General features: G+C 64.8%; 19 protein-coding genes. 11 read left to right on the top strand and 8 right to left on the bottom strand.

Annotated features, from left to right (window positions below; genetic code table 11):
- Window positions 1-213: 213 nt before the first annotated feature.
- Window positions 214-1,086, bottom strand: a complete 873-nt coding sequence (locus Q1V78_RS02380) for a glutaminyl-peptide cyclotransferase (RefSeq protein WP_300611259.1) — start codon at window positions 1,084-1,086, stop codon at window positions 214-216.
- A gap of 58 nt (window positions 1,087-1,144) precedes the next feature.
- Here Q1V78_RS02380 and Q1V78_RS02385 point away from each other — a divergent pair, with 58 nt between their 5' ends.
- The 3 genes from Q1V78_RS02385 (at window position 1,145) to Q1V78_RS02395 (ending at window position 4,440) form a co-directional block, all read left to right on the top strand.
- A complete protein-coding gene (locus Q1V78_RS02385) occupies window positions 1,145-1,888 on the top strand; it encodes a DUF3027 domain-containing protein (RefSeq protein ID WP_246821129.1) in 744 nt (247 codons plus the stop codon).
- Window positions 1,889-2,095: 207 nt separating this feature from the next.
- Window positions 2,096-3,580 carry an NCS2 family permease gene (locus Q1V78_RS02390; protein ID WP_300611217.1) on the top strand — a complete coding sequence of 495 codons (1,485 nt, stop codon included), beginning with the start codon at window positions 2,096-2,098 and terminating at the stop codon, window positions 3,578-3,580.
- Window positions 3,580-4,440 carry an RNA methyltransferase gene (locus tag Q1V78_RS02395; protein ID WP_300611220.1) on the top strand — a complete coding sequence of 287 codons (861 nt, stop codon included), beginning with the start codon at window positions 3,580-3,582 and terminating at the stop codon, window positions 4,438-4,440. The genes Q1V78_RS02390 and Q1V78_RS02395 overlap by 1 nt, the downstream gene beginning before the upstream one ends.
- A gap of 41 nt (window positions 4,441-4,481) precedes the next feature.
- Here Q1V78_RS02395 and Q1V78_RS02400 read toward each other — a convergent pair whose 3' ends face one another.
- The 3 genes from Q1V78_RS02400 to serC form a co-directional block, all read right to left on the bottom strand.
- A complete protein-coding gene (locus tag Q1V78_RS02400; protein ID WP_300611223.1) occupies window positions 4,482-5,453 on the bottom strand; it encodes a hypothetical protein in 972 nt (323 codons plus the stop codon).
- A 25-nt stretch (window positions 5,454-5,478) separates the two neighbouring features.
- Window positions 5,479-6,648 (bottom strand): septation protein SepH, encoded by a 1,170-nt coding sequence (sepH, locus tag Q1V78_RS02405; RefSeq protein ID WP_300611226.1) that lies wholly within the window; start codon window positions 6,646-6,648, stop codon window positions 5,479-5,481.
- Between the two features lie 189 nt (window positions 6,649-6,837).
- Entirely contained in the window at window positions 6,838-7,977 is a 1,140-nt protein-coding gene (gene serC / locus Q1V78_RS02410; protein WP_300611229.1) for a phosphoserine transaminase, read from the bottom strand.
- Between the two features lie 382 nt (window positions 7,978-8,359).
- Between serC and Q1V78_RS02415 the strand changes: the two genes are divergently transcribed.
- From Q1V78_RS02415 to Q1V78_RS02440, 6 genes are all read left to right on the top strand, one after another.
- Window positions 8,360-9,643, top strand: coding sequence for a citrate synthase (locus Q1V78_RS02415; RefSeq protein ID WP_300611232.1), 1,284 nt, complete (start codon window positions 8,360-8,362; stop codon window positions 9,641-9,643).
- Between the two features lie 165 nt (window positions 9,644-9,808).
- Window positions 9,809-10,168 (top strand): FKBP-type peptidyl-prolyl cis-trans isomerase, encoded by a 360-nt coding sequence (locus Q1V78_RS02420; RefSeq protein WP_300611235.1) that lies wholly within the window; start codon window positions 9,809-9,811, stop codon window positions 10,166-10,168.
- Window positions 10,169-10,515: 347 nt separating this feature from the next.
- Window positions 10,516-11,469, top strand: a complete 954-nt coding sequence (locus Q1V78_RS02425; protein ID WP_300611238.1) for an iron-siderophore ABC transporter substrate-binding protein — start codon at window positions 10,516-10,518, stop codon at window positions 11,467-11,469.
- A gap of 136 nt (window positions 11,470-11,605) precedes the next feature.
- A complete protein-coding gene (locus tag Q1V78_RS02430; protein ID WP_300611241.1) occupies window positions 11,606-12,583 on the top strand; it encodes an iron ABC transporter permease in 978 nt (325 codons plus the stop codon).
- Between the two features lie 5 nt (window positions 12,584-12,588).
- Window positions 12,589-13,632 carry an iron chelate uptake ABC transporter family permease subunit gene (locus Q1V78_RS02435; RefSeq protein ID WP_300611261.1) on the top strand — a complete coding sequence of 348 codons (1,044 nt, stop codon included), beginning with the start codon at window positions 12,589-12,591 and terminating at the stop codon, window positions 13,630-13,632.
- Window positions 13,629-14,438 carry an ABC transporter ATP-binding protein gene (locus tag Q1V78_RS02440; protein ID WP_300611244.1) on the top strand — a complete coding sequence of 270 codons (810 nt, stop codon included), beginning with the start codon at window positions 13,629-13,631 and terminating at the stop codon, window positions 14,436-14,438. The genes Q1V78_RS02435 and Q1V78_RS02440 overlap by 4 nt, the downstream gene beginning before the upstream one ends.
- Window positions 14,439-14,494: 56 nt before the next feature.
- Here the strand turns inward: Q1V78_RS02440 and Q1V78_RS02445 are convergent, their stop codons facing one another.
- The 3 genes from Q1V78_RS02445 to Q1V78_RS02455 all read right to left on the bottom strand — a co-directional run bounded on the left by Q1V78_RS02445 (window position 14,495) and on the right by Q1V78_RS02455 (window position 17,698).
- The gene (locus Q1V78_RS02445; protein ID WP_300611246.1) at window positions 14,495-15,397 is read right to left on the bottom strand and encodes a siderophore-interacting protein; all 903 of its coding nucleotides are present in this window, start codon (window positions 15,395-15,397) and stop codon (window positions 14,495-14,497) included.
- Between the two features lie 181 nt (window positions 15,398-15,578).
- Complete coding sequence (locus Q1V78_RS02450; protein ID WP_300611249.1) at window positions 15,579-16,763, bottom strand: ABC transporter permease; 1,185 nt, start codon at window positions 16,761-16,763, stop codon at window positions 15,579-15,581.
- Window positions 16,760-17,698, bottom strand: a complete 939-nt coding sequence (locus Q1V78_RS02455) for an ABC transporter ATP-binding protein (RefSeq protein ID WP_300611251.1) — start codon at window positions 17,696-17,698, stop codon at window positions 16,760-16,762. The genes Q1V78_RS02450 and Q1V78_RS02455 overlap by 4 nt, the downstream gene beginning before the upstream one ends.
- Window positions 17,699-17,843: 145 nt before the next feature.
- On the opposite strand from Q1V78_RS02455, the gene Q1V78_RS02460 reads away from it, so the two are divergent.
- Window positions 17,844-18,734: an aldo/keto reductase gene (locus Q1V78_RS02460; RefSeq protein ID WP_300611253.1), complete on the top strand. Its 891-nt coding sequence runs from the start codon at window positions 17,844-17,846 to the stop codon at window positions 18,732-18,734.
- A 60-nt stretch (window positions 18,735-18,794) separates the two neighbouring features.
- Window positions 18,795-19,592 (top strand): enoyl-CoA hydratase, encoded by a 798-nt coding sequence (locus Q1V78_RS02465; RefSeq protein ID WP_300611255.1) that lies wholly within the window; start codon window positions 18,795-18,797, stop codon window positions 19,590-19,592.
- Window positions 19,593-19,605: 13 nt separating this feature from the next.
- Here Q1V78_RS02465 and Q1V78_RS02470 read toward each other — a convergent pair.
- A partial coding sequence (locus Q1V78_RS02470) for a methyltransferase domain-containing protein (protein WP_300611257.1) occupies window positions 19,606-20,256 on the bottom strand: 651 nt, incomplete at its 5' end.

The raw sequence follows: 20,256 nt of genomic DNA on the forward strand, positions 1-20,256 counted from the left end.
TGCGCCCTCCGCCGGGGTCGGCTTGCTTGCGTTGGCTCGCTTGAGGAACTGCTCGGTGTCCTCGGGGCGCGGTTGAGAGTTAGAAGAGTTCACGGCTACTCATGCTAACTTGCGCCGACGCAAAGTCGCAGTGGCTGCCCCTGCCGGGCGCACCCCCGCAGCGTGCGATCGGAGAACACCTTGAGGGAGGGGGGGAGCGTTGGCGCGTAGCTCCTACGCGGGCTCGAAGGTGACCTCGTACATCGTGTGCCACAGCTTCCCGGTCAGGTAGAAGCGGTCGGTTCCCGGCACGTGGGCGATGCCGTTGAGGACGTCGACCCCGGCCTGCCGAGCGCTGGGCACCAGCCCCGTCATGTCCACGACCCCGGTGACCTCACCAGTGGTGGGATCGATGCGGTAGATCTCGTTGCTCTGCCAGACGTTGGCCCAGACCTCGTCACCCCGGCAGTCGAGCTCGTTGAGCATGGTGGTGGGCTCGCCGCCACGCGTGACGTCCACGCTGCCCGTGGCGGCGAAACTCTCTGGATCGCGGAAGGTCAGCGTGCCGGAGCCGTCACTCATCACCAGCTGCTCTCCGGTGGAGCAGATTCCCCAGCCCTCACCCTCGTAGTGGGCCTGGTCCACTTCCCCGAGGGTGTCGGCGTCCCGCCGGAATGCGGTGTTTTCCTTCCAGGTCAGTTGCCAGACGGTGGCGTGGCCGTCCTTATCGACGTGGCGCGTGATTCCTTCGCCGAAGTAGCGGCGGTCGAGGTCGTGGCTATTGGACTGCTCGCCGTCGACGGTGCTGTGGTAGATCCGGGATTCGCCGTTGCGGCCCGTACCCACCAGGAGTTTCCCCTCGTCCACGACCTCCACGCCCTGGGTGAAGCTGGTGGCGTCCCACGGGTGCTCGGCGATCACGGTGGCCTCGAGCTGCTCCGGCTGCCGGGCATCTTCCGCTGCCGTGGCGGACCCGGCGACCTGGGCGTCCTCGTCGTCCGCGGAACCGCAGCCGGTCAGCAGGCCAGCGGCGAGTACCGCACCGATCGTCAGCCGGACAGACCGGCGCGCAGAACGGGCAAAAGCTGCAATGGTCATGGCCTCCATTGTGCCCCAGGCGCTCGGCTGTGCCCCGCTCGGTGGCGTGCAGGGCATAATGGGGGAGATGACTAAGCACAAGAAACAGCGCGACCAGCTGCTCTTCAGCGCCGAGGCCCGTGAGATCGCCCGGGAGGTAATCACCGAAGCAGCCGAGGGGGAGGTGGGCGAGCACCTTGGGGTGAAGGTTCCGCCGCGCCAGGGGCAGGACTCCGGGCACGTGGCCATCCACCGCTTCGCGAGCCTCACCCCCGGATATAAGGACTGGGAATGGATCGCAGTGCTCGCCGCGGTGCCGGGCAGCCAGGAGATCACCGTCAACGAGGTCGCCCTCCAGGCAGGGGCGAAGGCCGAACTTGCGCCCGAGTGGGTTCCCTACGAGGACCGCGTGCGCCCGGGGGACCTGGGCCCCGGCGATACCCTCCCGCCCCGGGAGGACGACGAGCGCCTGGCGTCCTGGGATGAACTGGCGAAGGACCGGCGCGCTGAGCTGGAGAACTTCCCCCGCAACCAGAAGGCACCACAGGCGCTGAGCGCGAAGGGGCTGGCCGAGACCCTGCAGCGGTGGCGTAAGGGCAACTTCGGGCCGAACTCCGAGTTCGCGGAGAAGGCGGCAATGAGCTGCAAAACCTGCGCTTTCTACCTGCCGATCAATAATCCCGATACTCAGTTCGGCATGTGCACCAATGAATATTCCGCCGATGGACGCGTGGTGCACGCGACCTACGGCTGCGGCGCGCATTCGGAGACGAAGGAGGAGTTCGACTCCACCGGTGGCCGCGAGTACGGCGCCTTCGACGACGGAATCTAAAGACACTGCGGTCGGCGCAGCGTCTATCGCGGTTATTGCCGCATCCCCGGCCACCCATGGGTAGGGCTCCGCGCAAGTTCTGACCGGAGCCCCGCGACCAGCCCCGGCCACCCCCGAGGCAACGAGGGCGTTAGTTGCAGAATCTTGGGCCGAAGTGAGAATCTCTTAGGCGAAATAACACTGCGTCCGAAGGGATTTTGCGCGTCCATGTCCACCTCCGCCGCCTCACCAGATTCGGCTCCATCGCAACAGCCTGCCCGTAGCGGGTTGGATCGCTTCTTCCACATCACGGAGCGTGGCTCCACCATCCCCGACGAGATCCGCGGTGGTGTGGTCACGTTCTTCGCGATGGCCTACATCATCATCCTGAACCCGCTGATCCTGGGTACGGGAGCGGACGTCAACGGCGACGTCCTGGGCACCTCCCGCGTCGCTGCGGTGACGGCCTTCGCTGCCGGCGTGATGACCATTGCTTTTGGTGTGATCGCAAAGTACCCGTTCGGTATCGCCGCGGGCCTGGGCATTAATACCCTGGTCGCGGTGACCTTCGTCGCTACCGAGGGGCTGAGCTGGCCAGAGGCCATGGGGCTGGTGGTCATCGACGGCATCATCATCGTGCTCCTGGCCGTCACGGGCTTCCGTGAGGCGGTATTCAACTCGATCCCGGCCAGCCTGAAGGCCGCGATCGGCGTGGGTATCGGCCTGTTCATCGCCATGATCGGCCTGGTGGACTCCGGCTTCGTCCGACGTGTCCCGGATGCCGCTGGCACCACCGTCCCGGTCGGCCTGGGTATCAACGGCTCGATCGCTACCTGGCCGACCCTCGTCTTCGTCCTCGGTCTGCTGATCTGTGGCGGGCTCGTGGTCCGCAAGGTCCGCGGTGGCCTGTTCATCGGCATTGTCATCAACACCATCATTGCCGTCGTCATCGAGGCGCTCGCACCGTCGGGCGCGTCTTTCGAGAACGGTGAGCCAAACCCTAAGGGCTGGTCCCTGTCCGTGCCGACTCTGCCGGACTCCGTGGGCGGCCTGCCGGACCTCTCCCTGCTGGGTGCGGTCGACCTCCTTGGCGCTTTCTCCCGGGTGGGCGTGCTCGCGGCCTCCCTGCTGGTGTTCACACTGGTGCTTGCGAACTTCTTCGACGCCATGGGCACCATGACGGCGCTCGGCAAGCAGGCGAATCTCATGGATGACGAGGATCGCCTGCCGAACCTGAAGACCGCCCTGGTCGTCGAGGGCGCGGGTGCGGTCGTCGGTGGCGCGGCATCTGCCTCCTCCAACACCGTCTTCGTGGACTCCGCCTCCGGTATCGCTGACGGTGCCCGCACCGGCCTGGCAAACGTCGTCACCGGCCTGCTGTTCCTCGCCGCGATGTGCCTCACCCCGCTGTACGAGATCGTCCCGATCGAGGCCGCAGCACCCGTGCTGGTGATCGTTGGTGCGATGATGATGTCGCAGGTCAAGGACATCAACTTCAGCGACTTCTCGATCGCGCTGCCGGCGTTCCTGACGATCGTCGTCATGCCGTTTACCTACTCCATCGCCAACGGCATCGGCGTGGGCTTCGTGACTTACGTGGTGATGTCCGTGCTCGCGGGCCGCGCGAAGAAGGTCCACCCGCTGCTGTACGTCGTGGCTGCCCTGTTCGTCGTGTACTTCGCCGTGGACCCGATCCTGGGGGCGATTAACTAGTGCACCTGGCCCCGATCGCCATCACCGACCCGGCAGACCCGCGGCTGGACGATTTCCGGGACCTCAATTCCTCGGATTCCCGGCCCGACCTGCCGGGCGGCAAGGGGCTGGTCATCGCGGAGGGCTCGCTGGTCGTGCCACGACTGTTGGCCTCGGGGTACCCGGTGCGGTCGGTGGTCGGTTTCGAGGGCAAGCTCTCCGTTCTTCAGGACGTCACCTGCTCGGCCGCCCAGCCCGCCGGCGGGCCAGTGGTCTACCAGGTCTCCCGCGACGTGCTGCGGGAGGTTGCGGGCTTCGACATGCACCGCGGACTCGTAGCCGCGGCAGATCGCATCCCGGAACGCACGGTCCCGGAGGTCCTGGCGGATATTCCCGCAGGGCCGAGCGTGATTGCCATCCTGGAGGGCGTGGGGGACCACGAGAATATTGGTGCGCTCTTCCGCAATGCCGCGGGCCTGGGGGTCGATGCGGTGCTCTTTGGTGCAGCAACGGCCGACCCGCTCTATCGCCGCGCGGTGCGCGTGAGCATGGGGCACGTGTTGCGCGTGCCGTGGGCGCGGTTTTCGGGTAAGACGACGAACTGGCAGCACGGCCTGGGTGCGGTTCGTGAGGCGGGTTTTCAGATTATCGCGATGACCCCGGACACGGAGCTGAGTTTGGCGGACGCGGTGCACGCGGTGCGCCGCGAGCAGGGGGAGGGGGCGCGCATCGCGATCATGGTTGGTGCTGAAGGTCCGGGTTTGACTGAGCACGCGATGCGCGCGGCCGATGTGCGGGCGAAGATTCCGATGATGCCGGGGACGGACTCGCTGAACGTGGCGACGGCCGCCGCCATCGGCTTCTACGCCAGCCGTTACTAGGGGGGGGCAGTGGCGGTGCCTGAGACAGGCCGACGCGTGCGTTAGTTCCGCCCGCTATTGCGCGCCAGACGCTGGGCCTCGTCGCGGAGCTTGCGGCCCATGTTCTTGATCCCATAGCGGCCGCCCCAGGCCTGCTTGGCACCGCGCACGGCGAGCCTACCGGTGGCGGCGGCGACGTCCTTCGCGAGCTCGGCTGCCGGCTTGACCTCAGTATTCGACGTGCCACCCGGGGTGTAATCGTCGTAGCTGGCGCCGTCGTCTGTGCCGGACAGTCCGGAGTCCTCGGCGGACTGCGAACGCGCCCCGCTATGGCGGGCAGGATCGGTGGCCCGCGACTTCGTTTCTGGGCGACCGTCGGTAGCGAAGGCGCTGATGTGGATGCTGGGGCCCGAGCCGTCGGTGCGGAATCCCAGCCACTCCTCGGCGGCGGCCGCGGCGATCTCGTGGGGGATAAACGGCAGCTGTATGCCCGTGGCTTCGGCGTTGCCCTCCCAGAAGGGCATCTCGAAGGGCATGGGAAGGCCCACGTCTTCCAGGATGTTCTCCCGGGTGGCGCTGAACGCCCGCTTGAGGGTGCCGCCGGACCAGTGGGCGAATCCGCCCAGACCAGCGTAGGTCTGGGAGTCCTCGGATTCGCCGGCATCCTCGGGCACGTAGGCCGTGGCGTATACGTCCGCGGCAGCGACGAGGTTGCGGTAGCTCTCCGGGATCTCGGAGAGGCGCAGTAGGCCCGGCATGATTGTCTGCACGACCGAGACGTCGGGGAATGCGCCGATGTAGAACTCATGGACATCGGGTGAGGTGCTGCGCGTCATGTCGAAGTCCCCGATGTGTGTGAGCGGCCAGGCCGGGTTGACCTGGGCGAGGTACTTGCGCGCGAAGCCACGGTCGGGGGCGGGCTCGGCGTCCAACACGCTGCGGGGATCCGCCGCGTTAACGAACCACAAGGTGACCAGCGTGTGTGGCTGGGTGATGACGGCACCCTGGTTGGGGTTCGCGGTGTCTTCGGCCATGGCTTAACCCTATCGACGGTGTGCTTTAGCGCTTCTTCTTCGGATTGGTGCGCACGCCCAGCAGGACGTCCTCCCAGTGCGGGGTGACGGCCTTGCGGCGGCGCTTCTTGCCCTGCTCCCCGGTCGGATGCAGGAGGAAATCCTCGCCCTGCTCGGCGCCGGACTCAGCGGCCTCGCCGCTGGTCGGTGCGTTGCCTTGCTCCGGTGCACGCTGATCCTCCTCGCGCTCGGGGGTCGTGCCGCCCTGGGTGTTGGCGAACAGGTCGTGGGCACCAGCGGCCGGGTGGCCACCACCGCCTTCGGCGTTGTCCACCGGGTGCAGCGGGGTCACGCTGCGCACCGGCTGGGAGAATCGCGGATCCACGAGGTCGCGGGCCACGGAGTCCAGCGGGTGGACCAGGTTGTGGTCGCCGGTGGCGGAGGGCTCGAAGAGGAACTCAGCGGAGTGCGTGTTGGTCTGCCCCGCCGCAGCCTTCGCCCAGCTGATGGTCACGACCCACTGCCGGGACTGATCCTGGTGAGCATCCCACTGGGTATCGGCGACGTTCTCCTCGCGCGCAGCGAAGGCAGTGGCCAGTGCCTCCCACAGCGGGTGCTCGGACGTGCCCTCGCTCGTGGCCGGACGAGCCGATCGGGCCAGTTCCGCGATGCGGGAGCGCTCCTGCAGGATGGGCCACGCATAAGGCTCGATGCGGGATTCGTCCGTGTCTGCTTCCTCGGCGAGCTCCGCGATGCTGGCGCCGTGGCGGACCCGATCCTGGATGATGCGGGGGCTCAGCGCGATGCGGGTCCGGTGTGGCCGCCCGCTGCCCGCCTTGGTCCCGAAGCCCTTGCGGACGCGTTCCTCGTCTGCGGACTCCTGCTCGGTTTGGCGGGCGCGTTCGCGCTCGGCACGGGCACGGGACTCGTTCTCCCGCAGCTCGGAGAACGCGGCAGCCAGCCCGTCACCAGAAGTGCCGGAACCGGCATCGTCCTCCGAAGCATCCGATGATTCGGCGCCAGCGCCCTCGGTGTCTGCCTCCGGAACCCCGGCAGCGTCCGCAGCCTGCTCGGCCGCGGCCAGCAGCTCGCGGAGCTCGTCGGTGACCGCGAGGAAGAACTCTTCGGCAGGTTCAGCCCCCGCCGGTGCCTCGGCGGGTACGAAAACCAGCGACTGAGCATCGCTGTCAGTCGTTACCAGTTTCAGTTCCCTCATTGGGGCCTCCTCACGCCTAAAAATCACTCTTTTCAACTTTAACGAAGATTGCCTGCCGGTGTGCCGCAGTCACAGTGCTTGTTGGGTAACGAACCCCGGGCAGGTACGTCGGCGCCGGCCGGGCCCGGATGGTTCTCGGGCGCGCGGCCGGCGCAGGGGAGGGGCTAGAAACCAGCCCCGCTGGATCAGTTACTTCGCGGCGTGGCCGTTATCGAGGATCCAGTCGATCGCGGCGGTCAGCTTCTTGATGTCCTCCGGGTCGATGGCCGGGAACATGCCGATGCGCAGCTGGTTGCGGCCCAGCTTGCGGTACGGCTCGGTGTCCAGGATGCCGTTGGCGCGCAGGATCTTGGCGATCTGTGCGGCGTCGATGGACTCGTCGAAGTCGATGGTGCCCACGACCAGGGAGCGGGCGGACGCCGGGGTGACGAATGGGTTGGCGCCGTCGCGGTTCTCAGCCCAGGAGTACAGGTGGCTGGAGGACTCGGTGGTGCGCTTGACCATGCCGTCCAGGCCGCCGTTCTCATTCATCCACTGCACCTGGTTGTCGAGCATCACCAGGGTGCCGACGGCCGGGGTATTGTACGTCTGGTTCTTGCGGGAGTTATCAACGGCGGTCTTCAGGTCCAGGAAGGCCGGGATGTAGCGGTCGGTTGCGGCGATCTCTTCGACGCGCTCGATCGCGGCAGGGGAGAAGGCGGCGAGCCACAGGCCACCGTCGGAGGCGAAGCACTTCTGCGGGGAGAAGTAGTAAGCGTCAGTCTGGGCGATGTCCACCGGAAGACCACCAGCACCGGAGGTGGCGTCGATCAGGACGAGCGCGTCGCCGGCCGGGCGGGTGACGTCCACCATCGCGCCGGTGGAGGTCTCGTTGTGAGCCCACGCGACGACGTCAGCGTCCGCGTTATCCAGCTGGGACGGGGACGGTGCGGTGCCCGGCTCTGCCTCGACGATCTCCGGGGCGTCGAGCCACGGCGCCTTCTTGGAGACGGTGGCGAACTTGCCGGAGAACTCGCCGTAGGTGAGGTGGGCGGACTTGTTGCGGATCAGGCTGAAGCTAGCGGCGTCCCAGAATGCGGTTGCGCCACCGAGGGAAAGCACGATCTCGTGGCCCTCAGGGAGGCTGAACAGTTCGCTCAGGCCCTCGCGGACGCTGCCGACGACGTCCTTGACCCCAGCCTGGCGGTGGGAGGTGCCCATGATGGCTGCGCTATCGGAGATGGCCTGCAGCTGAGCTGGGCGAACCTTGGACGGGCCGCAGCCGAAGCGGCCGTCTCCGGGGATGAGTTCCTGGGGCAGAGTTGGCAGTTCGTTGTTTGGGGTTGCCATAGATTCGGACCTTCCTTGCTGTCCTAACTGTCCTCACTGCGTGGCCGCGTGAGGCGGTGGGCTTTGTGGTTCAGTTCTCATTTTAGCGGGCGGCGTTCTGGGTGCCGCCATCCGCTGGGGGGTAGAGGCGGCGCTCCCCAAGAATGTCGCGTAGCTCACATATGACGTAGAATGCTGGGGTATCCCCACGGCGCTGTGGAACGGCAGCGGCAGGGAACTTCACTAGAGTCGCCTGGCGGCTCGGTGCCCGCTAATGCGGGCGCAGCACGCAAAGTTTCAAGGTGTACGCCGCGAGACGAGCCACAAGCGCTATACACTGTTAGCTACGGACGTACTCCGCGTGTGGAGATATCGCACGTGAACTTTTAGAAAGGGATGGCAATTGGCTACCGATAATCAGGACAAGGCCGTTCTCCACTACCCAGGTGGAGAGTACGAGATGGACATCGTCAAGGCGACCGAGGGTAACGACGGCGTCGCGCTTGGCAAGATGCTGGCCGAAACCGGTCTGACCACCCTGGACCCTGGCTATGTGAACACGGGCTCCACCAAGTCCGAGATCACCTACATCGACGGCGCAAACGGCATTCTGCGTTACCGCGGTTACGACATCGCTGACCTGGCTAACAATGCCACCTTCAACGAGGTCTCCTACCTGTTGATCAACGGCGAGCTGCCGAACCAGGATGAGCTCGAGGAGTTCTCCGAGCGCATCCGCCGCCACACCCTCCTGGACGAGGACTTCAAGGCCGCATTCCGCGTCTTCCCGCGCGACGCTCACCCGATGAGCGTGCTGGCATCCTCCGTGAACATTCTGTCCACCTACTACCAGGACGATCTGGATCCGCGTGACCCGGAGAAGCAGCAGCTGAACACCTACCGCCTCATGGCGAAGGTCCCGATGCTGGCCGCCTACGCTTACCGCGCAGCCCAGGGTAAGCCGTACATGTACCCGGACAATTCCCTGAACGCTCGCGAGAACTTCCTGCGCAGCATGTTCGGCTACCCGACCGAGCCTTACGAGGTTGACCCGGTCGTCGTCGACGCGCTCGATAAGCTGCTGATCCTGCACGCTGACCACGAGCAGAACTGCTCCACCTCCACGGTCCGCATGGTCGGTTCTTCCGACGCCAACATGTTCGCTTCTGTCGCCGGTGGCATCAACGCGCTGTCTGGTCCGCTGCACGGTGGTGCTAACCAGGCCGTTCTGGAGATGCTCGAGGACATCCACGCGAACGGCGACAACGCCGACGAGTTCATGACCAAGGTCAAGAACAAGGAAGACGGCGTGAAGCTGATGGGCTTCGGCCACCGCGTCTACAAGAACTACGACCCGCGCGCGGCAATCGTGAAGGAGTCCGCTCACCAGATCCTGGATCACCTGGGCGGTGACCACCTCCTGGACCTGGCTATGAAGCTGGAGGACATTGCGCTGAACGATGACTACTTTATCGAGCGCAAGCTGTACCCGAACGTCGACTTCTACACCGGCCTGATCTACCGCGCGATGGGCTTCCCGACCGACTTCTTCACGGTCCTGTTCGCAATCGGCCGTCTGCCGGGCTGGATCGCTCACTACCTGGAGCAGGTCAACGACCCGACCGCGCGCATCAACCGCCCGCGTCAGATCTACACCGGCCAGGGCGAGCGCAAGCTCAACCGCTAATTGCTGCTAGCCGGGCCGCGTGAGAACGTGGTTCGCGTCAGCTACGTCGGCTACGTACAGTCGGCGCTGTGACACCCCGCCTCCTGCACATGGGCAGGGGCGGGGTGTTTTATGAGAATAAAACTTGCCGGTTTGTGATGGCCGGTGTGAGGAGAGTGGCAAAGAATGTCGAAGCCGCAGATTGACGCCGGGGCTGGCTCGGCGCCTGAGGAGCTCGTGATCGAGGACCTGGTGGTCGGCGACGGTGCTGAGGCCGTGCCGGGCGGCATGGTGGAGGTGCACTACGTGGGCGTGGACTTCGAGACCGGCCAGGAGTTCGATTCCTCCTGGGACCGCGGTGAGTCGATCCAGTTCCCGCTCTCGGGCCTGATCGCTGGTTGGCAGGAGGGCATCCCGGGCATGAAGGCGGGTGGCCGCCGGAAGCTGACGATCCCGCCGGCGCTGGCTTATGGCCCGGCCGGTACCCCGCACCCCCTCGCGGGCCGTACGTTGGTCTTCGTCATCGATCTCATCGATGCGAAGTAACTAGCACAGCGTCACCCCCCCCTAAAGCGACGCTGGCTAGCTACAGCGCACGCAACCCCCGCCTGGTTCTCGAGGGTCCAAGCGGGGGTTGTTCTGTGTATGTGCCGCGGTGGGTCTCGGTGCTGGTCCCTGGGGTTGAAGCTGATCTAGTTTTTTGGTCTTCGCGATCATCAGGCAAGGGTAGGCATTGTATGGTTAGGCTACCCTTGGTATTATGGCTGGGGTTGTTGAGTGACATGCTGTGTTCGTGGCCTTCCGGAGTATTTTTTCCGGATCTTTTGGGTCGCTTATACCGTTCAGTCTCTTGGCAGCCGATACGTCATAAAATCTCACACTTTAAGGCCGACATGTTCCTGAAGAAGAATCTGAGCCGCCGCTCGGCTATCAAGACCACAGCAGCCCTGGCTGTATCCGCCCTCGTTCTCACCGGTTGCGCGCGAGGGGAAGAGCAGGCCTCAGAAGGGGAAGGGGCAGGCAATGAGCGGATCGCGGCAGTTGGTCTCGGGGACGCCGATACACTGCTCGCTCTCGGAATCCAGCCTGTCCTGGTAGCGCCGTGGGGTGCGGAGGGCGATGTGGATGCCTCGGGCGTTGGCCCATGGGCAACTGACAAGCTTGGTGACGAGAAGCCAGAAACTGTCTACGGCACCGGTACCGGCTTTACTGCTGAAGTTCTGGAAAAGATTTCGGCTGCCGATCCCGACAAGATCATCGCTGTGAACAACGCCGTGGATGAGCAGGCGAAGAAGGCTCTCAACGACATTGCCCCAACCACCGTCAAGCCAGAGGGGACGACGGACTGGCAGATCCCGTGGCGAGACCAGGTAACCCAGATCGCGGGGGCTGTGGATAAGAAGGAGGAGGGGGACAAGCTCGTCGAGGAGACGCAGAAGGCTTTCGAGGATTTCCAAAAGCAGCACCCTGAGCTCAAGGGCAAGCGTGCAGCTATCGTCATGCCCTACGACGGCAAGATTGGCCTATACACTTCCGGCGATGGTCGAGGACAGTTCATCGAGAACTTGGGCTTCGACATTCCGAAGGAGCTGGAAGGCAACGGCGGTGAGTTCTACCGCGACATCGCTCCCGAGAATTACAACGAGCTCAACAACGTGGATCACCTCTTTGTGCTCGATTACCAGGGGGCGGCAGAAACTCTGAAGAAGGATCCAACCTTCAGCAAGCTCGAGGTAGTTCGCGAGGGCAAGGTGTACTGGATGGAGGAAAATGTCGGTAACGCGATGAGCATGCCCAACCCCCTGACCATCCCGTGGGCCGTCGAGAAGTTCTCCGACGCGGTCTAGCTGCAGAAGCTCTGTGATTAAAGCGCTCTCACCGCTCGCCTCTCCCGCACAACGCCTACGTGGGGGTGCGGGAGCTAGGCGTACCCTGTCCGTTGTCGCGGTTACGCTTGGCGCACTGGTTTTTCTGGTGCTTTTGATGATTGCCTCCCTGTACCTAGGGGCCCGCAGCCTGTCGATGGGGGAGGTCACCAGCATCCTCCTGCACGGGCCGCACCACGCGCCACATTCCACCGCTGGCGCAGAGCAGGAAGGGATTATTTGGGACCTGCGCGTGCCCCGCACTCTCTTGGCTGTGTTCGCGGGCGCAGCCCTCGCCATGGCGGGAGCGATTGCGCAGAGCTGGACACGCAACCCCTTGGCGGACCCCGGCATCATCGGTGTCAACGCCGGCGCGGGATTCGCGGTCGCCGTCTCACTCACCGTGGGATGGGCGACGACGGTCGGGCACCGGGCAGTGGCAGGGCTTATCGGTGCGGCCATTGCCGCGCTGGTCGTCCTGCTTATCTCCCGGGTCTCCCGCGACCCATTGACGCTGGTGCTCGTAGGTGTCGGCGTCACCTTCACCCTGCAAGCGGCCACGAATATGCTGAGCCTCTATTCCTCCGACACCCTGGAGGGACTGCGACGCTGGACCGTCGGCTCCACCGCAGGGCGCGGTATGGATGACGTGCTGCTGGCTGCTGTCGGCCTAGCCCTCGGGGCGCTGTGCGCGGCGTTAGCGGCACGGCCACTGGACCTTCTGGCCATGGGCGAGGATGCGGCTCGTTCCCTGGGTGGCTCGCCCGCCCGAGCACGTCTGCTCGCCGCCGCTGCGGTGGTCATTCTTGCCGGTTCGGCGACAGCCACCGTGGGGCTTGTTACTTTCGTGGGCTTTGCCGTACCGCATTTGCTGCGGCCTGTCACCGGCCCTGGGCTTACGCGCTTGCTGGTGCCAACCGCGGTGGTAGGCGGCGCTGCCACGTTATTGGCAGACATTGTTGGTCGTTTCGTGCTGCAGCCGAATGAACTCGAGATGTCGATTGTTCTGGCTATCGGCTGTGCGCCCATTATGGTCGCGGCGGTTCGTCGCCGGAGAGGCATTTCGGGCTCGAAAGACGCGGAGGTGGCAGTGTGAGCGGGATGACGGCATTGCACGCAGTCAAGCGCGCTCGCACCAGGCGTATCTTCCTGGCGACATTAGGCTTCGCCGCCGCCACGGTGCTGTGTTATCTCCTCATTCTTGGGCAGGGGGCTGTGAAGCTCAGCCCGGCTGAGGTGCTTGATGTTCTCACCGGTGGCGGTACGCGCCAAGCGATCAACGTTGTGTGGGATCTGCGCCTTCCCGTCGCCATCGCCACCGTCGTGGTTGGCGCGGCCCTGGGGCTCGCCGGATCATGGACTCAAGCCATGGCCCGCAACCCGCTAGCCAGCCCCGATATTCTCGGCGTTTCCGGGGGCGCAGCAGTGCTTGTTGTTGCGGGCACAGTGCTTGCCCGACCGGCATGGAGCGAGGGCATCCCGACGTTTTGGTGGCGTGCGGGGCTCGCCCTCATCGGCTCCCTGGTGATTGTCGCGCTGCTTATGCTGCTCGGTGGCTTTGGCACCTCACAGCGCGTGGTGCTGATTGGCCTGGCGCTTTCTTTTCTGACGCAGGCCTTGGTGCAGTACCTTTTGCTCAAAGCGGAGCTGACCCGTGCTGCCGATGCCCAAACGTGGCTAGCTGGTTCTACCGGCTTCGTACGCACCGAAGCGTTGCTGCCCATGGTGTTGGGCATGCTGCCTTTCGTGGTCTTGGGGCTCGTCGTCGCTGTCGATCTTCCGCTTTTTGCTCATGACGACGCCACCGCTTCCACCCTTGGCGTGAATGTCGCTCGGGTGCGCTCGATCTTGCTTATCGCAGCGACGGGCATCGTTGCGGTCGTGGTTTCCTTTGTTGGCCCCATCGGATTTATCGCGTTGCTGGCTCCTCAGTTGGCCAAGTTGGTGGCCGGCACCCCTACACCTCATTCGTTGTGTTCGGCTGTTGCGGGATCCGCGCTCATGGCCGTGTGCGCGGTGGTGGCAGGTGCGTTGCCCTTTACTGCTCCTGTGGGTTTGGTGACCGCGATTATCGGCGGACCTGCGCTGATTTGGTTGGTGTGGTTGGCCGCGCGTCGCGGAACTGTGAAAGGAATGATCCAATGAGTATGCGAGTCGAGCACGTGACGGCCGGCTACAGCGAGGACCGGAGCATCGTTAAGGATGTCTCTTTTAAAGCGCAGCCGGGTCAGGTCACGACGCTGCTGGGGCCCAATGGCTGTGGCAAGTCCACCCTGCTCAAGGCGCTGTCCAGGCTTCTCGTTCCCAGCCAGGGGCGGGTGCTCGTCGGGGATAAGGACGTCCACAGCTTGGGCGCTCGCGAGGCAGCTCGGCTCATCGCGCTCTTGCCGCAACATCCGATCTGCCCGCCGGGGCTGACGGTAGGGGAGCTGGTGGAGCGTGGGAGGCACCCCTACCGGCGCGCGTTGTGGGGTGGGAGCGAATCACCCTCCGAGGACCGGAAGAAGGTGCGGGAAGCGTTGGAGAAAACAGCGACTGACCACCTTGCCGCTCGTGATGTGGCGGCGCTCTCTGGCGGCCAGAGGCAGCGCGTCTGGATGGCGATGGTGCTGGCGCAGGATACGCCAGTCGTGTTGCTGGATGAGCCGACGACTTACCTAGACCCAGCGCATGCGATGGAGATCCTGGGGGTCGTGCGTGAGCTTGCTCGGGAGGGCAAGACAGTTGTGACGGTGCTGCACGACCTCAGCCTGGCTGGCGCCTTCAGTGACACCATGATCGTGATGAAGGACGGGAAAAAAATCGCGCAGGGCACACCGCGGGAAGCGCTCACGGAGGATGTGCTCCACGAGGCCTATGGCCTGCGCGCTGAGGTGTGGGAGGACCCCCGTGGCACAGCGCCGATCATCGTGCCACGAGGAGTCGTCGATAGCCCCGCCCAGACCTCCTAGCGCACGCCGCTAAGGGCAGTGGCTAGGTGCTCTGGGTTGGCGTCATCTGACCCGAGCTAAGGGCGAGCGCTGCCGATGAACCAGTACGGGCACCATTGCACGGAGGCGCTCTTAAGACCCCACGAGTGAATAGCGTGGTGCCGTACCTCTTTGCAGAGATCTCCTTCGCCCGCGACCCAGACATATGACGCGCGGGTGGCGGCGTGCTTGGCCTCGTCGAGTTGGCGAAGGTGCGACAGGGTGGCGCCGCTGAACTCTGTGGTGGGGCAGAGAATAACTTTTAGGCTGCCTACCTTGTCCTCCCAGTGTTCCCGTAGCAGCGGTTCCAGGTCGTGCTGGCTTTCAGCAAGCACAATCACGTGCAACTCGGGTAACTGTTCGGGCGCGAAGGTCTGCGTGTACTCCAGGATGGCCCGGAGGGAAGGTACCGCTGAGGGGTCAGCAATCAAGCTCTGGGAAGCCTGCTTACGATGCCACAGGCCCTGGCATGTCCACAAAGCGACGTCATCGCCGATGCGGGCGCTCAATGCCCACGCAAGCCCGGGGCCGATGTGCTCGTCATCAGGGCTGCTCATGCCGTGCGTAACCACATCGAAAGTGAGGATTCCACGTTCGGAATCAAGTGTTCGGACGGTATACCAACGCAGATTCGGGCGCCGCCCCTCCGACATAGCCGCCACCCTGGCGCGGATGTTAATGCCACCATCGTGATCTGGAAGGTGCAGCTGCGCGCCGGGGGTCGGGGGCATAAGGAGGCCAAAGAACTCATCGGGACCCGAGAGTTGGAAACCATTTAGTTCGGGGGACTGGATGGCGATCCGGCGCAAATTCTTTGCCGGAGCGCTGATGCTGCACACCTCAGCGCGGATGATGCGATGACCGCGCTCGCTTGGGGTATCGAGCAGCTGGTGATCAGCGTATGAAGCGGGCCGGGTGGCGCTGATCGCGAGGGGTTCCATGGTGTTCTGGGGCTACGGCATAATGCCGGTAAGCCTACCCTTAGTTCGGATTGGGTGGGGTTGGGTAGTCAGGGAAGGGGCGTGCCGGGCGGCCCTAATACAAATAACCCCCGCCTGGCTCGCAAGGAACCGTGCGGGGGTCGGGTACGTGAGTGGCTGACACCAGAGGTGGTTGAAACTGCTATTTCAGCGCGCCGATCCAGCTCATCTTCTTGCCGTTATGCAGGATCGCATTGCGGTAGATCCGCGCCACGAGCGCCAGCACAGCGATGACCACGACCACGCAGAGCGCATAGGCCGCGAGTACCGCAGCCAGGCTCATGTGTCCGGCCACGTACTGCAGCGGGGCGACGGCCAGGCTGAACGGCGGGAGCCAGCCAAGCGCCTGCATGATGGTGCTGTCGAGCGCGCTGAAACCGAATGCGGGGGCGTAGATCATGCCGAAGACGAACAGCAGGATTGGCATCTGCGTGGACTGTAGGTCTTCGGTGCGGCTAACCATCGACCCCGCAGCTGCGTAAAGGCTGCCGAAGAAGAGCATGCCCAGGATGAAGGACACCAGGATCATCGGCAGCACCGACATGTCGAACTCGAAGCCATCGGTCAGCCCGGAGATCGACAGTGCCGCCACGCTAGCGAGCACGATCACAGCTGTGGCTACCAGGCCCACGATGGTGTTTCCGATGAGCTTGCCCGCGAGGAAGTCCAGCGGTCGCACGCTCGCCAGGATGATCTCCACGACGCGGGAGGACTTCTCCTCGGTGATGCGCCCGCCGATGTTTCCGGCGAAGAGCATGATGAAGAAGGTCATCAGCATCATCCCCAGCATGACGGTGACGATGGCGCCCATCTGCTCTTCGACGGGGTCCTCGCTAATGTCCGTGGTTTTCACGTTCGCGGCACCCATCGCCTCGCCGAATTCCTGCGGGTTGATGCCGAGCTTGTCTAGGGCCTCGTTCTGGGTCAGCGTGCTCGTCACGGCCGCGACGGTGGCCTGGATGCTGCTCTTGGGCTGCCCGTCGCTGAGCAGCTCGTAGCCCTCGTCGGTTTTGATCAGGGCTGCGTCGATGTCCTCCTTCACCGCGGCCTCCGCGGCATCGCGGCTGGTGGCATCGGCGACGGAGAGTTTTTCGACGTTGTCTCCCAGACTGTCTTGCACCTGCCTGAAATCCTCGGCTGAAATTCCCACCACCGCGAGTGCCGGGGCGTCGTCCTCCCGGTTGTTGAAGTAGCTGGCTACTCCGATACCTCCTATCGCGAGGATGAGCGTGATGATCAGGGAGAAGATGATTCCCTTGTTCCGCACCGCGACGGCGATCTCACGGGCGGCGACGGTACGGATCGTGTTTGAACTGGTGTGACTCATGCTGCGCCTCCCTCACGGGTCATGCTTTCTTCCGCGGCCTGCTGCTTCGCCCCCTGGATGACCTCCTGGAACAGGTCGGTCAGGTCGGGGATGCGGCGCTGGAAGTGGTGCACCGGACCGGCCGCGAGCGCGTCACGCAACAGCTCCTGGTCACGGTCCTGGCGGTCGACCTGCAGCAGGACGGTTCCGTCGTCCTCGCCGACGAAGGTGGCGAAATCCGGGTACCAGTCGCGCGCCGGGGTGCCGATCTCGAAGACGACCGGGCCGCGCTCGCGCAACTCCTGGACGCCACCCTCGGCCTGCATCTGGCCGGCGGTGATGATGCCCACGCGGTCGCAGAGCCGCTGGACTAGATCCAGCTGGTGGGAGCTGAAGAGTACGGGCACGCCACGCTGGGCGCGCTCGACGAGCATATCGGACATGACCTGCACCGCGACCGGATCCAGCCCGGAGAAGGGCTCGTCCAGGATGAGGACGTCCGGGTCGTGGATGAGGGAGGCCGCCAGCTGGACGCGCTGCTGGTTGCCCAGGGAGAGCTCCTCCAGCTTGTCCTGGGCGCGTTCCCCAAGGTCTAGGCGCTCCAGCAGATCCTGCGCGGCGTTGGCGGCAGCGGACTTGTTCATGCCGTGGAGGCGGCCGAAGAAGCTCAGCTGGTCGGCGATCTTTTCCTTGTTATAAAGTCCGCGCTCCTCTGGCATGTAGCCGATCCGGCGGCGCAGGTCATCGTTCATCGGGGTGTTGCCCAGCCGGACCTCGCCCGAGTCAGCTGCCAGGACCCCCAGAGCGATGCGCATCGTCGTAGATTTTCCCGCACCGTTGGAGCCGACGAAGCCGTAGATCTCGCCCGGTTGGACGGAAAAGCTCATGTCCTTCAGTACGTGGTGGTCGCCGTAGAATTTATTTAATTTCTCGATGTGGAGCGCTGTCCCTGTCATCCGTTCCTTTGCTTGAAGTCGGTGGCGGTTGGTGCTTTCTAAGGGGCAGAAACGCGCGAATGTCTGCGACATTTCTGTGCGCTAAGGATTTTACCGACCGGACTGGCTACGGCGGGGTGGAGTGGAAAAAGGTAAACAGGGAGGCATGCCAACTATTACTCAGAATCTGGACAATAATTCCGTCATCCCGCTGCTGACCATGAACGACGGTCGGCAGATCCCGCAGCTGGGCTTCGGTACTTTCCAGCTGTCCGGCGAGACCTGCTACAACGCGGTGCGGGCCGCGATCGCTGCGGGCTACCGCCACATCGACACGGCCGCGGTCTACGGCAACGAGGAGGAGGTCGGTCGCGCCATCCAGGACGCCATCGATGCCGGCGAGGTGACCCGCGAGCAGCTCTTCGTCACCACCAAGCTGTGGAATGATAGCCACGACCGTGTCGCTGGTGCCCTGGATGCCTCCCTGGAGCGCCTCGGCCTGGACTACGTGGATCTTTACCTGGTCCACTGGCCAGTAGAGAAGATCGGAATGTACGCCACCGCCTACCGGGACATGGTGACCCTGCGGGACCAGGGCAAAACCGCCAGCGTCGGCGTGTGCAATAGCTACCCAGAGGTTCTGGACAAGATGACCCAGGCCAGCGGCGATACCCCGGCTGTGAACCAGATCGAGGTTCACCCTGGTTTCAACCAGGACGAGCTGCGTGCTGAGAATGCCAAGCGCGGCATCCTGACCGAGTCCTGGTCCCCGCTGAAGCAGGGCCAGAACCTGGATAACCCGGCCTTCCAGGCCATCGCGGACGCCCACGGGGTGACCGTCGCCCAGGTCATCATCCGCTGGCACATTCAGCGCGGCGACGTGGTGATCCCGCGCAGCTCCAAGCCGGAGCGCATCCGCACCAACGCGGACGTGTTCGGCTTCCAGCTCACTGAGGACCAGATGCAGCGCATCACTGCGATCGAGGAGGGCGAGGCAGGCCGTCGCGGCCCGAACCCGCATACCTTCTACGAGGGAACCTCGCTGCAGAAGCAGTAGTTCTCCCGCGATCGACCGAAACCGCCCTGCCGGCGGGGCATGGGCGGTTAAGTTGAGGGCGTGAAGAACAATGATTCCGGCGCCGGCCAGGCTTTGGTCCGCGTAGGATTTTCCGAGGAGCAGGGGCCGTATGGTGACCGCCAGGTCGGGGTGATTACTCTCGACCGGCCCGATAAGCGCAATGCGCTGCGCACGGCAGAATGCCTCGCCATCGCGGACGGCGTGCGCGAGCTCGTGGCTGCGGGCGCGCGGGCGATCCTCCTGACGGGAACGGGTCCCGTATTCTGTGCTGGCGCCGACCTCGGGGGCGGGGTATATGAGGATGGCTTCGATAGGGCCGTCGAGGGCATGCTGCAGGCCGTGTTGGAGGCACCAGTGCCGGTCATCGCGGACGTCCACGGGCCCGCGATCGGGGCGGGGTGCCAGCTGATCCTGGCCTGCGACCTGCGGGTCTTCCAGGATGCGGGGGAGTGCTGGGTTCCCGTGGCGCGCCACGGCTTCGCCTTCGACGAATGGACGCACAGCCGCGCCGTGGAGCTTATGGGTGGGGCATGGGCGCGCAATATTTTTCTCGGCGGGGCACACCTCAGCGCCGAGCAGGCCCGCGACATGGGTTTTGCCATCGACCCGCCGGACGCGACCGCGGAGCAGTTCGCCGCCAAGATCGCAGCCCAGGCGCCCCTATCGATGGAGCACTCCAAGGCGACGCTGAACTCGCTGAGCGATGACGGGGACACACGGGTGGGGACCCGGGCCCGCCTTCAGGAACTCTTCGCCGCCACCTGGGCCAGTGAGGATGCAGCAGAGGCTCGAACAGCCCGGCGCGAGGGTCGGGCGCCGAAGTTTCAGGGTCGCTAGCGCTGCGTGAGCCCTAGTGCACGCGCGCGATGACCTCGGTGTTCGGGATGAAGAATGCCGCGCCGCCGGTGGCGGCCCACTGGGCCCAACCCTCGGTGATCTGGGTGAGAGCCTCGCGGGTGACCGCGCCGAGCTCGCTGGGCACGAGTTCGCCGTCATCTGTCACAGCGGTATCGGGGAAGTCCTCGCCGAGTGCGGCAGCGGTGGTGCGGGCGGAGTGGGGCGACATGCTGCGGCGCGTCCACTTCTCGGCCAGCGCCTCGCGCTCCGCCTCGCTGGCGTAGGCGGTGAGGCTGCCGCTCACGCTGAGGTCGGTGAGCCCCGTGGAGTAGAAGGTGTGCGGCAGCTGGCGCCCCATGGCGGGGTTGCCGTCGTGGGTTGCCAGCCCGACGGAGAAGGTCGCGCGCCAGCGGGATAGCCCCGGGTTGGGTGGGAACCACGTCATCGAGCCGAAGTCGGCGTCCCGGACGGCGATGATCCCGCCGGGCTTCGTGATGCGCCGGAACTCCTGGAGTACGACCTGCGGGTCTGCGACGTGGTGCAGGACCTGGTGGCAGAAGACGACGTCGAAGGTGGCGTCCGCGAAGGGGAGCTGGTGGATATCCGCCTGCTGGAACGAGACATCCAGCGACTTCTCCGCAGCGAGCTCAGTGGCCTCCGCGAT

The organism is Corynebacterium sp. (genome assembly GCF_030152825.1).
Classification (GTDB): domain Bacteria; phylum Actinomycetota; class Actinomycetes; order Mycobacteriales; family Mycobacteriaceae; genus Corynebacterium.

Coding starts and splice junctions, on each gene's coding strand:
- serC (WP_300611229.1), bottom strand. CDS start 7,977: ATGGCAACCCCAAACAACGAACTGCCAACTCTGCCCCAGGAACTCATC.
- Q1V78_RS02420 (WP_300611235.1), top strand. CDS start 9,809: ATGTCGAAGCCGCAGATTGACGCCGGGGCTGGCTCGGCGCCTGAGGAG.
- Q1V78_RS02440 (WP_300611244.1), top strand. CDS start 13,629: ATGAGTATGCGAGTCGAGCACGTGACGGCCGGCTACAGCGAGGACCGG.
- Q1V78_RS02435 (WP_300611261.1), top strand. CDS start 12,589: ATGACGGCATTGCACGCAGTCAAGCGCGCTCGCACCAGGCGTATCTTC.
- sepH (WP_300611226.1), bottom strand. CDS start 6,648: ATGAGGGAACTGAAACTGGTAACGACTGACAGCGATGCTCAGTCGCTG.
- Q1V78_RS02455 (WP_300611251.1), bottom strand. CDS start 17,698: ATGACAGGGACAGCGCTCCACATCGAGAAATTAAATAAATTCTACGGC.
- Q1V78_RS02400 (WP_300611223.1), bottom strand. CDS start 5,453: ATGGCCGAAGACACCGCGAACCCCAACCAGGGTGCCGTCATCACCCAG.
- Q1V78_RS02385 (WP_246821129.1), top strand. CDS start 1,145: ATGACTAAGCACAAGAAACAGCGCGACCAGCTGCTCTTCAGCGCCGAG.
- Q1V78_RS02460 (WP_300611253.1), top strand. CDS start 17,844: ATGCCAACTATTACTCAGAATCTGGACAATAATTCCGTCATCCCGCTG.
- Q1V78_RS02380 (WP_300611259.1), bottom strand. CDS start 1,086: ATGGAGGCCATGACCATTGCAGCTTTTGCCCGTTCTGCGCGCCGGTCT.
- Q1V78_RS02390 (WP_300611217.1), top strand. CDS start 2,096: ATGTCCACCTCCGCCGCCTCACCAGATTCGGCTCCATCGCAACAGCCT.
- Q1V78_RS02450 (WP_300611249.1), bottom strand. CDS start 16,763: ATGAGTCACACCAGTTCAAACACGATCCGTACCGTCGCCGCCCGTGAG.
- Q1V78_RS02425 (WP_300611238.1), top strand. CDS start 10,516: ATGTTCCTGAAGAAGAATCTGAGCCGCCGCTCGGCTATCAAGACCACA.
- Q1V78_RS02445 (WP_300611246.1), bottom strand. CDS start 15,397: ATGGAACCCCTCGCGATCAGCGCCACCCGGCCCGCTTCATACGCTGAT.
- Q1V78_RS02430 (WP_300611241.1), top strand. CDS start 11,606: ATGATTGCCTCCCTGTACCTAGGGGCCCGCAGCCTGTCGATGGGGGAG.